13 protein-coding genes and 1 tRNA gene are annotated in these 15,202 nt (G+C 70.8%); 9 read left to right on the top strand and 5 right to left on the bottom strand.

What is annotated here, in order from left to right; translation table 11 throughout:
* Positions 1 to 152: 152 nt before the first annotated feature.
* Entirely contained in the window at positions 153 to 2,027 is a 1,875-nt protein-coding gene (locus tag ACFYTT_RS10635; protein ID WP_357214448.1) for a S8 family serine peptidase, read from the top strand.
* Between the two features lie 64 nt (positions 2,028 to 2,091).
* Here the strand turns inward: ACFYTT_RS10635 and ACFYTT_RS10630 are convergent, their stop codons facing one another.
* The 3 genes from ACFYTT_RS10630 to ACFYTT_RS10620 all read right to left on the bottom strand — a co-directional run bounded on the left by ACFYTT_RS10630 (position 2,092) and on the right by ACFYTT_RS10620 (position 4,152).
* Complete coding sequence (locus ACFYTT_RS10630) at positions 2,092 to 2,889, bottom strand: WecB/TagA/CpsF family glycosyltransferase (RefSeq protein WP_357214451.1); 798 nt, start codon at positions 2,887 to 2,889, stop codon at positions 2,092 to 2,094.
* Positions 2,886 to 4,001, bottom strand: coding sequence for an NAD-dependent epimerase/dehydratase family protein (locus ACFYTT_RS10625; protein ID WP_176092219.1), 1,116 nt, complete (start codon positions 3,999 to 4,001; stop codon positions 2,886 to 2,888). The genes ACFYTT_RS10630 and ACFYTT_RS10625 overlap by 4 nt, the downstream gene beginning before the upstream one ends.
* Positions 4,002 to 4,066: 65 nt before the next feature.
* Positions 4,067 to 4,152, bottom strand: a tRNA-Leu gene (locus tag ACFYTT_RS10620).
* A 227-nt stretch (positions 4,153 to 4,379) separates the two neighbouring features.
* On the opposite strand from ACFYTT_RS10620, the gene ACFYTT_RS10615 reads away from it, so the two are divergent.
* From ACFYTT_RS10615 to ACFYTT_RS10580, 8 genes are read left to right on the top strand one after another with little or no spacing between them, the layout of a single operon-like run.
* On the top strand, positions 4,380 to 5,174 hold the full coding sequence (locus ACFYTT_RS10615; RefSeq protein ID WP_131051381.1) for a DUF3662 and FHA domain-containing protein: 795 nt from the start codon (positions 4,380 to 4,382) through the stop codon (positions 5,172 to 5,174).
* A 6-nt stretch (positions 5,175 to 5,180) separates the two neighbouring features.
* The gene (locus ACFYTT_RS10610; protein WP_111242783.1) at positions 5,181 to 5,669 is read left to right on the top strand and encodes an FHA domain-containing protein; all 489 of its coding nucleotides are present in this window, start codon (positions 5,181 to 5,183) and stop codon (positions 5,667 to 5,669) included.
* A complete protein-coding gene (locus tag ACFYTT_RS10605) occupies positions 5,666 to 7,132 on the top strand; it encodes a PP2C family serine/threonine-protein phosphatase (RefSeq protein ID WP_176092220.1) in 1,467 nt (488 codons plus the stop codon). Before ACFYTT_RS10610 ends, ACFYTT_RS10605 begins: the two co-directional genes overlap by 4 nt.
* A 27-nt stretch (positions 7,133 to 7,159) precedes the next feature.
* Complete coding sequence (locus tag ACFYTT_RS10600) at positions 7,160 to 8,650, top strand: FtsW/RodA/SpoVE family cell cycle protein (protein ID WP_131051379.1); 1,491 nt, start codon at positions 7,160 to 7,162, stop codon at positions 8,648 to 8,650.
* Complete coding sequence (locus tag ACFYTT_RS10595; RefSeq protein ID WP_131051378.1) at positions 8,647 to 10,152, top strand: penicillin-binding protein 2; 1,506 nt, start codon at positions 8,647 to 8,649, stop codon at positions 10,150 to 10,152. Before ACFYTT_RS10600 ends, ACFYTT_RS10595 begins: the two co-directional genes overlap by 4 nt.
* Before the next feature lies 1 nt (position 10,153).
* The gene (locus ACFYTT_RS10590) at positions 10,154 to 11,569 is read left to right on the top strand and encodes a protein kinase (RefSeq protein ID WP_387258586.1); all 1,416 of its coding nucleotides are present in this window, start codon (positions 10,154 to 10,156) and stop codon (positions 11,567 to 11,569) included.
* A complete protein-coding gene (gene pknB, locus ACFYTT_RS10585) occupies positions 11,566 to 13,422 on the top strand; it encodes a Stk1 family PASTA domain-containing Ser/Thr kinase (RefSeq protein ID WP_176092222.1) in 1,857 nt (618 codons plus the stop codon). Before ACFYTT_RS10590 ends, pknB begins: the two co-directional genes overlap by 4 nt.
* Entirely contained in the window at positions 13,419 to 14,111 is a 693-nt protein-coding gene (locus ACFYTT_RS10580) for a vancomycin high temperature exclusion protein (RefSeq protein WP_387258584.1), read from the top strand. Before pknB ends, ACFYTT_RS10580 begins: the two co-directional genes overlap by 4 nt.
* Positions 14,112 to 14,246: 135 nt before the next feature.
* Here ACFYTT_RS10580 and ACFYTT_RS10575 read toward each other — a convergent pair whose 3' ends face one another.
* Both ACFYTT_RS10575 and ACFYTT_RS10570 read right to left on the bottom strand, forming a co-directional pair.
* Positions 14,247 to 14,897, bottom strand: a complete 651-nt coding sequence (locus ACFYTT_RS10575) for an aminodeoxychorismate/anthranilate synthase component II (protein WP_387258582.1) — start codon at positions 14,895 to 14,897, stop codon at positions 14,247 to 14,249.
* 5 nt (positions 14,898 to 14,902) lie between these two features.
* Complete coding sequence (locus ACFYTT_RS10570) at positions 14,903 to 15,202, bottom strand: hypothetical protein (RefSeq protein WP_131051373.1); 300 nt, start codon at positions 15,200 to 15,202, stop codon at positions 14,903 to 14,905.

Genomic DNA, 15,202 nt, shown 5'->3' with positions numbered 1-15,202 from the left:
TCCCCGTAGGGGGCCATCGCACCGACGTGATGGGAGATCCGGCATGTTTATCTGCCTCCGGGCACACCACTACTCTCACCTCGATCGGCATTCATCGATCAACCTGCCACGAGCGGGTAGACGATCAGGGCCGGTCGGAGGGAGGTAGGAAGATGGCTCTTCCACACAGGTCCGTACTCGTCGGCCTGGCCGCGCTGGCCATGGTCGCCACTGCCACGCCGGCCATGGCGGCCGAGCCGGTCGGCACGATCAGGAGTGCCGGCGGTGCCACCGCCGTCGAGGGCAGCTACATCGTCGTGTTCAAGGACGCCGAGGTGGGCCGCAACGCCGTCGGTTCGTCGGTGGACCGGCTGGTGCGCCGCCACGGCGGCAGCACGGCCCGCACCTGGACCGCAGCGGTACGCGGCGCGGAACTCCGGGTCAGCGCCAAGGCTGCGGCGCGGATCGCCGCCGACCCGGCGGTGGCGTACGTCGAGCAGAACCACACCGTCACGATCAGCGGCACCCAGACGAACCCCCCGTCCTGGGGCCTGGACCGGATCGACCAGCGGAACCTGCCGCTGAACAGCTCCTACACCTACCCGAACACCGCCTCGAACGTCACCTCGTACGTCATCGACACCGGCATCCGGACGACCCACTCCGACTTCGGCGGCCGGGCGACCTGGGGCACGAACACCGTCGACACCAACAACACCGACTGCAACGGCCACGGCACCCACGTCGCCGGTACGGTCGGCGGCACCGCGTACGGCGTCGCCAAGGCCACCCGACTGGTGGCCGTCAAGGTGCTGAACTGCCAGGGCAGCGGCACCAACGCCGGAGTCATCGCCGGCATCGACTGGGTCACCGCGAACGCGGTCAAGCCGGCCGTCGCCAACATGAGCCTGGGCGGCGGGGCGAACACCTCGGTCGACAACGCGGTGATCAACTCGATCAACGCCGGCATCACCTACGCGGTGGCCGCCGGTAACGGCAACGCGCTCGGCCAGCGGCAGAACGCCTGCAACTACTCGCCGGCCCGGGCCGCTCCGGCGATCACCGTCGGCGCCACCCAGAACAACGACGCCGCCGCGAGCTTCTCCAACTTCGGCACCTGCGTGGACATCCTCGCGCCGGGCGTGAGCATCACGTCGGCCTGGCACACCGGCGACACCGCGACCAACTCGATCAGCGGTACGTCGATGGCGTCCCCGCACGTGGCCGGCGTCGCCGCGCTCGTGCTGTCGGCCAACCCGTCGTGGACCCCGCAACAGGTCCGGGACTACCTGGTGGCCAACTCCACCCCGAACGTGATCACGAACGTGGGCACCGGCACCCCGAACCAGCTGCTCTACGTGGTCAACGGCGACACCCCGCCGCCGACCAACGACTTCTCGGTCTCGGTGTCGCCGACCGCCGGCTCCACCGCACCCGGTGGCTCGGTGACCACGAGTGTGTCCACCGCCACCACCAACGGGTCCGCGCAGTCGGTCAGCCTCTCGGCGAGCGGTCTGCCGTCCGGGGCGACCGCCTCGTTCAGCCCGGCCACCGTCACCTCCGGCGGGTCGTCGACGCTGACCGTCACCACCTCGGCAGGTACTCCCGCCGGCACGTACCCGGTGACGGTGACCGGCAGCGCCGCCTCCGGCAGCAGGACCGCGACGTTCTCGCTGACGGTGACCGGCAGCGGCAGCGGCGGCTGCACGGGCAGCAACGGCACCGACGTGGCGATCCCGGACGCGGGCGCGGCGGTGACCAGCTCGATCACCATCGCCGGCTGCAACCGGAACGCCGCGTCGACCTCGACCGTCGCGGTGAACATCGTGCACACCTACCGGGGTGACCTGGTCGTCGACCTGCTCGCGCCGGACGGCTCCTCCTACCGCCTGAAGAACAGCAGCATCTTCGACGGCACGGCCAACGTGAACGCCACCTACACGGTGAACCTCTCCAGCGAGGCGGCGAACGGCACCTGGCGACTCCAGGTGCGGGACGTCTACAGCGGAGACACCGGCTACGTGAACACCTGGACGCTGACCCTCTGACGTCCGCAACGGCATCGGGCCCCCGGCATCACGCCAGGGGCCCGGTGGTCGTTCGACGCCGTGGTCAGACCGCGAACGTGCGTGGACGCTCGGTGGCCGGAGCCGGCGGCCGGGCCTTCCACAGCCCGGTCTTCTGCGCGAACAGCCGGCCGAGGTAGGCCGGGTTGAGGATCACGTAGCGACGCCAGAGCCGCTTCGGCTCCAGCCCGAGCCGCCAGAACCACTCCAGCCCGGCCCGCTGCATCCACGGCGGCGGCTGACGCAGCAGTCCGGCGTGATAGTCGAAGGCCGCGCCGACCGCCATCATCGGCATGTCCAGCAGCGGACGCATCGCGTACGTGAAGACCTCCTGGCGGGGGCAGCCGAGGCCGACCAGGACGAGCCGGGCGCCGCTGGCCCGGATCCGGTCGGCGATCTCGACGTCCTCGCCCGGCTGCACGGGGCGGAACTTCGACGCCTCCACCCCGGCGATCTTCAACGCCGGGAACATCCGCTCCAGCTCCGGGATCAGCCGGGCCAGCGTCTCGTCGGTCGAGCCGTACAGGTAGACCGGCAGGCCCTCGTCGGCGAAGCGGGAGAGCACGTGCAGGGTCAGCAGCGGCCCGTACACCCGGTCGGTGAGGCCGGCGCCGTGCAGCAGGTTGAGCGCCCAGCGCACCGGCTGGCCGTCCGGGGTCACCACGTCGAACGAGTTGAGTCGCGCGTTGTGCGGTGGGTCCAGTACGCCGGTCATCACGCCGTGCACGGCCAGCGCGGTCAACGCCATCGGGCGGCGTTCCTGCGCGGCGGCCACCACCCGCTCGGTCGCCTCGGCGTAGGTCGTGGCGTCGACGAGGACGCCGAGGACGTTCTTCTTGGTCATGCTCCGGGCACCCACTTGTCCACGTTGGCCTCGTAGATCTCACGCATGATCATGGGTACGTCGTAGACCTGCTTCCAGTCCGGGTAGTCGGCCTGGAACGCCTCGTTGGAGCCGATCCACCACTTGTGGTCGCCGACCCGGTTGGCCTCGACGTACTCCGAGATCATCTCTTGCCCGGTGATCCGCTCGGCCTCGGTGAACGCCTCCCGCATGGAGGTGTTCGAGTGCCGGCCGCCGCCGAGGTTGTACACCGCCGCCGAGCGCGGGTCGCGGAAGAACGCCTCGAACGCGGAGACCACGTCCGAGCTGTGGATCGCGTCCCGCACCTGCTTGCCCTGGTAGCCGTAGATCTTGTACGTCCGGCGCTCCAGGTTGCAGCGCATCACGTACGCCAGGAAGCCGTGCAGCTCGGTCGCCGAGTGGGCCGGGCCGGTTAGCGTCCCGCCCCGGAAGCAGGCGGTCCGCATGTCGAAGTAGCGGCCGTACTCCTGCACCATCACGTCCGCGGCGACCTTGGAGGCGCCGAAGATGGAGTGCAGGCAGGCGTCGATCGACATGTCCTCGCGGATGCCCTGCTCGTACGGGTGGCCCGGCTCGATCTCCCAGCGGGTCTCCTGCTCGACCAGCGGCAGGCTGTTCGGCCGGTCGCCGTAGACCTTGTTCGTGGAGCAGTGGATGACCGGTGCCTCCACGCAGTGCTCGCGGACGCTCTGCAGGACGTTCAGGGTGCCGGCGGCGTTCACGTCGAAGTCGGTGAACGGGTCGCGCACGGCCCAGTCGTGCGAGGGCTGCGCGGCCGTGTGGATCACCACGGCGACGTCCCGGCCGTACCGCTTGAACAGCGCGCCGAGCGCGCTGCGGTCGCGGATGTCGATGCTGTGGTGCGAATACCGCTCACCCAGCTCGTCGGTCAGCCGGCGGACGTTCCAGGCGGTGGACGCCTCCTCGCCGAAGAACTCCTGCCGCATGTCGTTGTCGATGCCGACGACGTCGAGACCGAGGCCGGCGAAGTGCCGGACCGCCTCGGAGCCGATCAGCCCGCCCGAACCGGTCACGAATGCGACACTCACATGCCACTCCTGGTGCGTCGGAGGCAGAAACCATCGGAGCATAGCGTGACGTTTCGTACGCCTCGATACGGAGCGAGGGCCCCGCGTCGCCGCGGAGCCCTCGTCTGTGGTGGGGAAGGGGGGAGTTGAACCCCCACGCCCTTTCGGGCACACGGACCTGAACCGTGCGCGTCTGCCATTCCGCCACTTCCCCGTGGCATGACCTCGGGCAGCGTAGCCCGTGCCAGCTCCACCGTCTCCGGCGGACCTCGGCAATGCTACGTGACCCTCGGTCGTGACCGCGAATGGCATTCGCTGCTTCCAGCGGTTACCGTTCGTGGCGGACGAAAGAGTAGCACGACGATTCGAGGCCGTCCGAACGGGCCGTGGCCTGCTCGCCGAGCGGCGTGTGAGCTGCGTGCGCTCTGGACGGATACCATCATGTCCTCGGGACCCGAGGAGGAGCCGGTGAGCGTGCTGCAACGCTTCGAGAAGCGTCTGGAAGGCCTGGTAGAGGGGGCCTTCGCCAAGGTCTTCAAGGGGGTCGTGCACCCCGTGGAGATCCTCAACGCCATGCAGCGGGAGGCCGAGGCGCACAAGGCCATCCTGGCCGGTGGGCGCACCTTGGTGCCGAACCGCTACGTGATCGATCTCTCGCCGTACGACCACAGTCGGCTGGCGCCGTACGCCGCCGCGCTGGCCCAGGAGTTGGCCCAGTCGCAGGCGGAGTTCATCGGCGAGCAGGCCTGGACGGTCTACGGCGACGTGATCGTCGAGATCGAGCGCGGTGAAGGGCTGGACACCGGCATGTTCCGGGTCACCGCCGAGGTCTACACCGGTGGCGAGGTCGCCCCGGTCTCGGCGCCCGGCGGCGGGTACGACGCCGGTCCGCCCGGCTACCCCTCGTACGACCAGGGTGGCGGCTACGGACCCCCGCAGGGGCACGGTGGTGGCCGCAACGTCCGGCTGGTCTCCGGTGACGGCCGCACCTACCCGCTCCAGATGGGCTCGACCGTGATCGGTCGGGGCGACCAGGCCAACCTGCGTCTGCCCGACGTCGGCATCTCCCGGCGACACGCCCGGCTGGACTTCGACGGCGGCCAGGTCGTGCTGACCGATCTCGGCTCGACCAACGGCACGATGGTCAACGGCCAGCGGGTCTCCGCCGTGGCGCTGAACCCCGGCGACATGATCCAGCTCGGTACGACCACCCTGACCTTCCGCGTGGACGGCTGACCCGCCTTGCCGGAACTCGTCATCACCGTCGCCCGGTTCGGATTCCTCGTCCTGCTGTGGATCTTCGTGTTCACGGTGGTCGGCGTCATCCGTCGGGACCTGTTCGCGGGGGCCCGCTCAGGTCGGCTCGTGGCCGCACCCCGAGCGGTCGGCGCGTCGACCGGTCAGGCGACGGCGAAGCCGGCGAAGGTCAAGCGGGGACGGGCGGCACACCAACTGGTGGTGACCGCGGGGCAACTGGCCGGCACCCGGATCACGTTGGGCGAGGCACAGATAACCATCGGTCGGGCCGAGGACTCCACCCTCGTCATCACCGACGACTACGCCTCCGCGCGACACGCCCGGCTCGTACCGCGTGACGGGCAGTGGTTCGTCGAGGATCTCGGCTCGACTAACGGGACGTACCTCGATCGCGCTAAGGTCACCGGACCGACCCCCGTCCCCCTCGGCGTGCCGATCCGGATCGGCCGCACCTCTCTCGAATTACGGCCATGACTCTGACCCTGCGCTATGCGGCCCACAGCGACCGCGGTCTGATCCGTGACGGTAACCAGGATTCCGTCTACGCCGGACCGCGGCTACTCGCCGTCGCCGACGGCATGGGCGGCATGGCCGCCGGTGACGTCGCCAGCAACATCGTCATCGGTGCCATGGCGCCGCTCGACGAGGACGTCCCCGGTGACGCCCTGGTCGACGCGTTGCGTTCCGCCGTGGGCACCGCCAACCAGCAGCTCCGCGACACCGTGGAAGCCAACCCACAGCTGGAGGGGATGGGCACCACGCTCACCGCGACCCTCTTCTCCGGCAGCAAGCTGGGCATGGTCCACATCGGTGACTCGCGGGCCTATCTCCTTCGTGACGGCGAGTTCGCGCAGATCACCAAGGACGACACCTACGTCCAGATGCTCGTCGACGAAGGCCGGATCAGCCCGGAGGAGGCGAGCAGCCACCCCCAGCGCTCGCTGCTCACCCGGGCCCTGGACGGCCGGGACATCGACCCCGAGTACTCCGTGCGCCAGGTGCTCACCGGTGACCGCTACCTGATCTGCTCCGACGGACTCTCCGGCGTGGTCAGTGCGGAGACCATCGGCGAGACCATGCGCGAGTACACCGACCCGCAGCAGTGTGTCGAGCGACTCGTGCAGCTCGCCCTGCGCGGCGGCGGTCCGGACAACATCACCGTGATCATCGCGGACGCCACCGACCGGGACATCGTCGAGGCGGCACCGATCGTCGGCGGCGCTGCCGCCCGCGACCGTGGCATGGCTACCTCGGCCGACGTCTCCACCCCGGCCGCCCGGGCCTCGGCGCTCTCCGCCCCCCGCCCGCCCGTGCCGGAGGAGCCCGCCGGCAACGGCGACGACGAGCCGGAGCCCCGTCGGCGACCGCTGCGGGCGCTGGCGATGACGACCGCCCTGGCGGTGATCCTCGCCGGCAGCCTCTACGGCGGGTACACCTACACCCAGCGGCAGTACTACGTCGGCGCCACGCAGGACGGTCAGGTGGCCGTGTTCCGTGGCATCCAGGGCCAGATCGCCGGGATGGACCTCTCCACGGTCCACTCCGAGAGCAGCGCCCAGCTCGACGATCTCACCCTCGCGGCACAGGAGCAGGTCAAGCAGGGCATCCCGGCCAAGAGCGAGCCGGACGCGGAACGCCGACTGGCCGAGTTGACGGTGGACAGCCCCACCAACGTCAACCTCAAGCCGATCTGCCCGCCCGCGACGCCCCCGCCCCCGACCCCCGACGCGGGCGAACCCTCGCCGGCACCGGATGCGCCGAGCGGCTCACCGAGCCCGGTCCGCAGCGCGTCGGTCTCCGCCACGGGCGGCTCCGCGACCCCACCGGTGCGGCCGTCCGACAACGGGGCGGCGGCCCTGCCCACCGGTACGCCCGACGCCACGCCCGACACCTTCTCGCCCACCGTCGACCCGGCGGCCTGCCGGTCGCCCGAGTAGGCACCGGCACCCGAACCGAGGACGATCGTGACCGCAGCGGCCACTCCGGCAACCTCGCCCGCCAACGCGGGCGAGCGTTCCGGCGTACGCCAGGCCCGGTCCCGACGCAACGCCGAACTGTCGCTGCTGTTGCTGGCGATGGCCCTGGTCGCGGCGTACGGGGCGATGGTCGAGGCGAACGTGCTCGACACGGTCACCCCGACCTTCTGGGTGCCGGCCGCCGCGCTCACGGCGGTGTTCCTCGGCCTGCACCTGGTGATCCGGTTCCTGGCGCCCTTCGCCGACCCGGCCCTGCTGCCGGCGGTGGCCCTGCTCAACGGGCTCGGGGTCGGCTTCCTGCACCGGCTGGACCTGGCCCGGTCGGCTCCCGAGGACCGGGTCGACATGGCCACCTTCGCCGGCACCGGCGGGCGGCAGTTGGCCTGGACGCTGGTCTCGGTGATCCTCGCCGCCGGGCTGCTGGCCCTGATGCGCGACCACCGTTCGATCTCCCGGTACGCGTACACGCTGGGCCTGGCCGGCATCGTGCTGGTCATGCTGCCGGCCGTGCTGCCGGCCAGCATCTCCGAGATCAACGGTGCCAAGCTCTGGGTACGCGTCGGCAGCTTCTCCATCCAGCCCGGCGAGTTCGCGAAGCTCGCCCTGCTGGTCTTCTTCGCCTACTACCTGGTCCGCAAGCGCGAGGTGCTCTCGCTGGCCAGCCACCGGTTCCTCGGCATCGACTTCCCGCGCGGCCGTGACCTCGGCCCGGTGCTCGTGGTCTGGGTGATCAGCCTGCTCGTCCTGATCTTCGAGAAGGACCTGGGCACCTCGCTGCTCTACTTCGGCATGTTCGTGGCGACGGTGTACATCGCCACCGAACGGGTCAGTTGGCTGCTCATCGGTCTGGTCCTCTTCTTCGGCGGCGCCTACCTCGCGTACGTGCTCGGGGAACTGGTCGGTGGACCGTTCGCGAACTTCTACGTCCGGGCCGAGATCTGGCTCGACCCGTTCGCCGAGCCGTACGACTCCGGCTACCAGTTGGTGCAGGGGCTGCTCGCGCTCGGCACCGGCGGGATGTTCGGCGCCGGACCGGGCGGCGGCCAGCCGCTGCTGCTGCCGGAGGTGCAGAACGACTTCATCTTCGCCGGCCTCGGCGAGGAGATCGGCCTGTTCGGTCTCTCCGCGCTGCTGGTGATCTATCTGCTGATCGTGGAGCGCGGCCTGCGGGCCGCCATCGCGGTCCGTGACTCCTTCGGCAAGCTGCTCGCCGGTGGCTTGGCCTTCACCCTCGCGCTCCAGGTCTTCGTGATCGTCGGCGGCATCAGCGGGCTGATCCCGCTCACCGGTCAGACCACTCCCTTCCTCTCCGCCGGTGGCTCCTCGCTGATGGCGAACTGGCTGCTCGTCGCGGTGCTGCTGCGGGTCTCCGACGCCGGGCGGCGCCCGGTGACCGGGGTCGGTGGCAAGGTGAACCGTCCGTCCGGCGGGCCGCCCGAGCAACTGCACGGTGCCCCCACGGAGGTGATCAAGCCGTGAACGCACCCCTGCGCCGGGTCGGCGTCGTCGTCATCGTCCTGTTCGCCCTGCTCTTCGCGAACCTGAACTGGATCCAGGCGTACAAGGCCGACGAGTACCGCACCAGCGACTACAACGGCCGGGTCCAGGTCGCCGAGTACGAGCGCCGTCGCGGCAACATCGAGGCGGGCGGCACCGCACTGGCGGTCAGCAAGGAGACCGAGGGCGAGCTGAGGTTCCTGCGGACCTATCCGGGCGGGGCGAAGTACGCCCACGTGCTCGGCTACAAGCCGGTCAACCTCGGTGACACCGGGATCGAGCGCTCCGAGAACGACTTCCTCGCCGGCACCAGCGACCAGCTCATCGCCAACCGGATCAAGGACATGTTCACCGGCGACCGCACCGCCGGCGGAAACGTGCTGCTCACCCTCTCGAAGGGGGCCCAGGACGTCGCGTACGACCAGTTGCGCAACAACAACCGGGGGGTGAAGAAGGGCGCGGCGATCGCCATCGACCCGAAGACCGGGGCGGTGCAGGCACTGGTCTCCATGCCCAGCTTCGACCCGAACCCGCTGGCCAGCCACAACACCAGCGAGGCGACCAAGGCGTACAACGAGCTGGAGCAGGACCCGCAGCGTCCGCTGCGCAACCGCGCGCTGGCCGAGGTGCTGCCGCCGGGCTCCACGTTCAAGATGGTGGTGGCCGCCGCCGCGCTGGAGAACGGGATCGGCAAGGACACGAACATCCCGGCCGGCCCCAGCTACACCCCGCCCACCTCCGGCGAGGCGATCACCAACGCGGTGCCGTCGATCTGCCCGCAGTCGCAGGTCACGCTGATGAAGGCGGTCACCGACTCCTGCAACACCGGCTTCGCCAAGCTCGGTGTGCAGCTCGGCCCGGACGTGATCAAGGAGAAGGCCCGGCAGTTCGGCTTCGAGCAGGAGGACCTGACCGTCGGCCGGCTCGGCGAGGGCGGCCAGTCGGTGGCGGCCAGCCGTACCGGCGACATGCTGAACCCCGACGGCGGGGCCGACCCGGCGGCGCTGGCCCAGTCCTCCATCGGGCAGCGCGACGTGCGGATGAGCCCCCTAGAGGGGGCGTTGATCGCCGCGGCGGTCGCCAACCAGGGCAGCCAGATGCGGCCCTACCTGGTACGCCAGCTCCTCGGGCCGGACCGCACCACCGTCTACGACCCCGCCCAGCCGCGTGAACTGCGCCGGCCGGTCAGCCGTGAGGTCGCCGCCGACCTGCGGGACATGATGGTCAGCGTGGTCGAGAACGGCACCGCCCGCTCGGCACAGATCAACGGCTACACCGTGGGCGGCAAGACGGGCACCGCCCAGTCGGCGCCGGACCGGCCCGACCACGGCTGGTTCATCGGTTTCGCCATCGACTCCAACGGGGAACCGGTCTCGGCGGTCTGCGTGCTGCTCGAAGAGGCCGGCAGCGGCGGCAGCGCAGAGGCGGCCCGGATCTCCGGGCAGATCATGCGCGCCGTCATCGCCGACCGTGGGGGGCGTTGACATGCTCAGTCCGGGAGTTCAGCTCGGTAACCGTTACCGTCTCGACGAACGCATCGCCAGCGGCGGCATGGGCGACGTCTGGCGCGGCCTGGACCAGGTGCTCGGCCGTACGGTCGCGGTGAAGAGCCTGCTCCCGGCGTTGATGGACGAGCCCGGTTTCGCCGAGCGGTTCCGTGGCGAGGCTCGCACCATGGCGACGATCAACCATCCGGGTGTGGTCGACGTCTACGACTTCGGCAACGACCAGCAGATCGCCTTCCTGGTGATGGAGTACGTGGAGGGCGACCCGCTCTCCGCCACGCTGAGCCGGGTCGGTCGACTCACCCCGGCCCGGACGATGGCGTTGGTGGCGCAGGCCGCCGACGCGCTGCACGCGGCCCACCTCAAGGGGATCGTGCACCGGGACGTGAAGCCCGGCAACCTGCTGGTCCGGCCGAACGGCACGCTGGTGCTGACCGACTTCGGCATCGCCCGCTCGGAACTCGTCGGCCAGCTCACCGCCGCCGGTTCGGTGCTCGGCACCGCCTCGTACATCTCGCCCGAGCAGGCCACCGGTCAGGTCGCCACCCCCGCCTCGGACGTGTACGCCCTCGGCGTCGTCGCGTACCAGTGTCTCGCCGGACGCCGTCCCTTCGAGGGCGACAACCCGCTCGACATCGCCATGCGACACGTGCGGGAGACCCCGCGACAGTTGCCGTCCGACATCCCGCCGCAGGTCTGCGCCCTGGTGGAGCGGGCCATGGCGAAGGACCCGAAGGACCGCTGGCAGAGCGCCGCCGCGCTGGCCGGGGTGGCCCGGCAGCTCAAGACGGCACTGTCCCAGCAGGCGCGGGCGGGTGGGCAGAAGGCCAACCCGATCTCGGCCGCTCCCGCCTCACCGGCTCCGGGGCGCGCCCAGGTGCCGACGCCGCAGCCGCCGCGTCCTCCGGCGGCACCGCACTCGACACCTCCCGGCCGCCCACCGGCTGTGAACCACCGGCCGCCGATGGCGGCCCGTCACCCGGCGGCGCAACCGCTCCGTCCCACGACCGTCGCTCCGGCCGTCCCGGCGATGCCGGCCGGCCGACCGATGCCACCACCCAACAACTATCAGCGTGCCGCCGCCACCCCGCCGCCCGGCTACCAGCTCCGACCCGCTCCACCACAGCAGGCGCCCGGACGGTCGCGTTCCGGAGTGCTGTTCCTGGCGGTGATGCTGGGCGTGCTGGTCCTGCTCTGTTCCGGCGTGATTTCCTACAAGGTGCGACTGAATAACAGCGCCGACCTGCCGGTCGGGGTCTCTGTGCAAACGGTGTCGTCCGTCGTGCGTGGGTTCGACGGGCGAGACGATCCGGCCGGTACGGCGTACCGTCGACTGGATCAGCCCCGTGGAGGCAGCCACGAGACGACGACGAGCGAAGGACGACGGACGCGATGACAGCGCAGGCCCGCCTGCTCGGTGGCAGGTACCAGGTCGGCGAGCTGCTCGGTTATGGCGGCATGGCCGAGGTGCATCGTGGTCGCGACCTGAGGCTCGGTCGGGACGTGGCGATCAAGATGCTCCGGACCGACCTGGCCCGGGACGCCACCTTCCAGATGCGGTTCCGTCGGGAGGCGCAGAACGCCGCCTCGCTCAACCACCCGGCCATCGTCGCGGTCTACGACACGGGTGAGGAACAGGCGCCGACCGGCGAGACCCTTCCGTTCATCGTGATGGAGTTCGTCAACGGGCGCACCCTCAAGGAGGTGCTCGGCGCCGAGGGCCGGCTACAGCCCCGGCGGGCGCTGGAGATCTCCGCCGACATCTGTGCGGCGCTGGACTTCAGCCACCGGCACGGCATCATCCACCGCGACATCAAGCCCGGCAACGTGATGCTCACCCAGACCGGCCAGGTCAAGGTGATGGACTTCGGCATCGCCCGGGCTCTGGCCAGCGGTGCCACCACGATGACGCAGACCAGCGCGGTCATCGGCACCGCGCAGTACCTCTCCCCGGAGCAGGCGCGCGGCGAGGCCGTGGACGCCCGCTCCGACGTGTACGCGGCCGGCTGCGTCCTCTTCGAGCTGGTCTGCGGCCACCCGCCGTTCGTCGGCGACAGTCCGGTCAGCGTCGCGTACCAACACGTCCGGGAGACCCCGCCGACGCCGAGCGACCTGAACCCGGACGTCAACCCGGCGGTCGACGCGATCGTGCTCAAGGCGCTCTCCAAGAACCCGCTCAACCGTTACCAGAGCGCCGGCGAGATGCGTGCCGACATGCTTCGGGCGGCGGCCGGTCGTCCGGTGATGGCGACGCCGGTGATGCGCGAGGACGAGACCGTCGCCATGGCCCCGTCCTCGGGCTACTCGTCGGGTGGGGCAGGTGGTGCCACCCAGACGCGGCAGATCCCCGCCCGGGTCGGCGATCCGCGCCAGCGGCGCGCCTCGTCCTGGCTGATCGCCATGTTCGCCGCGCTCGGCGTGCTCGCGGTGATCGCGCTGGTCGCCGCGCTGCTGCTGAACCAGCGTGATGACGAGGACACTCCGGTGCCCACCCTCACCGGGCTCACGCAGCAGGACGCATTCGCCCAGATCGAGCAGAACGGCCTCACCGCGGCGCTCGGCGACCCCGTCCTCTCCTCCGACTGCAAGAAGGGCGCCGTGGTCAGCCAGACCCCGGCCGCCGGCGAGCGAGTGCAGCCGAACAGCACGGTGACCGTGCAGATCTGCGACGGGAAGCCCGTGGTGACCATCCCGGCCGTGGTCGGTGGCACCCAGGAGTTCGCCGAGCAGCAGCTCAAGGAACTGAAGCTCGACGTGGACGTCAAGGAGGACAACAACGCCGCGCCCGAGGGCCAGGTGTTGGCGATCGATCCGGGCGTGGGCGAGCGGGTGGAGGAGGGGAGCAAGGTCACTCTCACCGTCTCCAAGGGCAACGTGGTCCGGGTGCCGGACGTCGCGAACCTCACCGAGGACGAGGCGCGTAAGAGGCTGCGGGACGCGGGCTTCGAGGTCCGGGTCGAGCTCGGTCGTGAGGTGCCTGCGGACCAGGCCGGACGGGTGCTCGACCAGAACCCGAACGCCAACACCCAGCGCACCAAGGGCAGCAGGGTGACGATCACGATCTCCGTCGAGGAGGAGGTGGAGGACCCGGACCCGCCGACGCCGACGCCGCCGACCGGGTCTCCGAGCACCCCGCCCCCCGACGAGGACGACGGTGGTGGCGGCAACGGTAACGGTGGCGGCAGCGGTGGTGGCGGTCAGGTCATGCCGAGTCCGGGCTTCCCGCCGTTCCGGTTCCCCGGCGAGTGACCGACCCGGCCCCGGCCGGTGACCCGGTGCGGTGGCGACGCCGCCTGATCCGGGTCGCCGTGCTCCTCGCGGTCGCGCTGCTGCTGGTGAGCGTGCCGTGGTTCTGGACGACGGTGTCCGCGCGCGGACACGTCCACACCGAGGCCGACGCGCCGAGCGTCGACGTGGTGATCGTCCTGGGCACGGCGGTGACCGAGAACGGGCAGCGACCCGGCATCCGGCTCGCCGGACGCCTGGAGACCGCCGCTGAGCTGGTACACAGCGGGCGGGCCCGGGTGGTGCTGGTGTCGGGTGACGGTGGCGGGACGTCCGGGGACGAGCCGGCGGCGATGGCCGCGCACCTGACCGGGCCGCTCGGTGTCGACCCGCAGCGCGTCGTCACGGATCCGCACGGCCTGGACACGTACGACACCTGCCTGCGGGCACGGGACGTCTACGGAATCGAGCGGGCCCTGATCGTCACGCAGTCCTACCACCTGGACCGGGCCGTGACGCTCTGCCGACATCTCGGCATCGACACCGACGGGGTCACCGCCCGCTGCACCGGCTGCGGATCGAGCCTGCTGGCGCAGAAGGCGGCCCGTGACTACCTGGCCAGCGGCAAGGCGGTCCTGGACGCGGTTCGCCACCGACCGCCTGCGGTCAGCTCGCCCGCCGACCCGAGCGTCACGGACGCGCTGCGTCGATGACCGCTCCGGTGATCCGACGGGCGGGTGGCCGCTTCGGCCGATCCGGGCGCTGGGCCACCCGGCACGGCGGAGGCCGCCGGTCGGTGACCGCTTCGCTGTACCGGTGACGGACCGGCGTCAGGCGGCGGCTCGGCGTCAGGTGGTGGCGAAGGCGGCGCGGCGGCGGGTGTCGACCTCGGCGGCCAGCGCGGGGGCACGGTCCAGCGCCTCCCGGTAGCCGCAGCCGGCCAGCCAGTTCGCCAGCATCAGGTGGCCGCCCTCGGTGAGCACCGACTCCGGGTGGAACTGCACACCCTCGACGGGCAGCGTCCGGTGCCGCATCGCCATCACCACGCCGGACTCCGTCCGGCCGGTGACCTCCAGCTCCTCCGGCAGCGTCTCGGGCAGGACGGCGAGCGAGTGGTAGCGGGTCGCCGTGAACGGGTCGGGCAGACCGGCGAGTACGCCGACCGAGTCGTGGCGTACCTCCGAGGTCTTGCCGTGCAGCAGTTCGGGTGCGCGGGCGACGGTGGCGCCGTACGCCTCGCCGATCGCCTGGTGACCGAGGCAGACGCCGAAGATCGGAATCTCGCCCGCGTACCGGCGGATCACGTCGAGGCAGATGCCGGCCCGGTCGGGGCTGCCCGGTCCCGGTGAGAGCAGGATGCCGTCGGCACCGACCCGTCCCACCTCCGCCACGTCCATCTCGTCGTTGCGCCGTACCTCGCACTCGACGCCGAGCTGGCCGAGATACTGCACCAGGTTGAAGACGAACGAGTCGTAGTTGTCGATCACCAGGACGCGCATCGGCCTCACTCGTCTTCGTCCGGCGGCGGGGTGTTGTTCCGGTCGGTGTCGTACGGCAGGTCGTGCTCGTCGCCCGGCGGGGCGTCGGAGGGGTCCCCACCGGGCACCACGTCACCGCCGGGTACCCCGGGACCGTCGTCCTGCTGGGTCACCTGGACGTCCTCTCCGGTGAACGGGAGGTGCGGCCCGGCCCAGGGGAACACCACGTACCAGAGCAGCGCCACCGCGGTGGTGGCGAGCAGCAGACTGCCGACGAGTTTGCCGGGCACCCCGAAGGGCAGCTTGCGCCAGATCCAGGCGTACAT

Origin of the sequence: Micromonospora sp. NPDC003816 (genome assembly GCF_042874705.1) — a bacterium.
In the GTDB taxonomy this organism is placed as follows: Bacteria; Actinomycetota; Actinomycetes; order Mycobacteriales; family Micromonosporaceae; genus Micromonospora.
This window is presented reverse-complemented; position numbering and strand designations above follow the sequence as displayed.

Excerpts from the sequence above, each read along its gene's own strand:
- ACFYTT_RS10605 (WP_176092220.1), top strand. The coding sequence starts at position 5,666 with ATGACTCTGACCCTGCGCTATGCGGCCCACAGCGACCGCGGTCTGATC.
- ACFYTT_RS10635 (WP_357214448.1), top strand. The coding sequence starts at position 153 with ATGGCTCTTCCACACAGGTCCGTACTCGTCGGCCTGGCCGCGCTGGCC.
- ACFYTT_RS10570 (WP_131051373.1), bottom strand. The coding sequence starts at position 15,202 with ATGTACGCCTGGATCTGGCGCAAGCTGCCCTTCGGGGTGCCCGGCAAA.
- ACFYTT_RS10575 (WP_387258582.1), bottom strand. The coding sequence starts at position 14,897 with ATGCGCGTCCTGGTGATCGACAACTACGACTCGTTCGTCTTCAACCTG.
- ACFYTT_RS10590 (WP_387258586.1), top strand. The coding sequence starts at position 10,154 with ATGCTCAGTCCGGGAGTTCAGCTCGGTAACCGTTACCGTCTCGACGAA.
- ACFYTT_RS10615 (WP_131051381.1), top strand. The coding sequence starts at position 4,380 with ATGTCCTCGGGACCCGAGGAGGAGCCGGTGAGCGTGCTGCAACGCTTC.
- ACFYTT_RS10625 (WP_176092219.1), bottom strand. The coding sequence starts at position 4,001 with ATGCTCCGATGGTTTCTGCCTCCGACGCACCAGGAGTGGCATGTGAGT.
- ACFYTT_RS10630 (WP_357214451.1), bottom strand. The coding sequence starts at position 2,889 with ATGACCAAGAAGAACGTCCTCGGCGTCCTCGTCGACGCCACGACCTAC.
- pknB (WP_176092222.1), top strand. The coding sequence starts at position 11,566 with ATGACAGCGCAGGCCCGCCTGCTCGGTGGCAGGTACCAGGTCGGCGAG.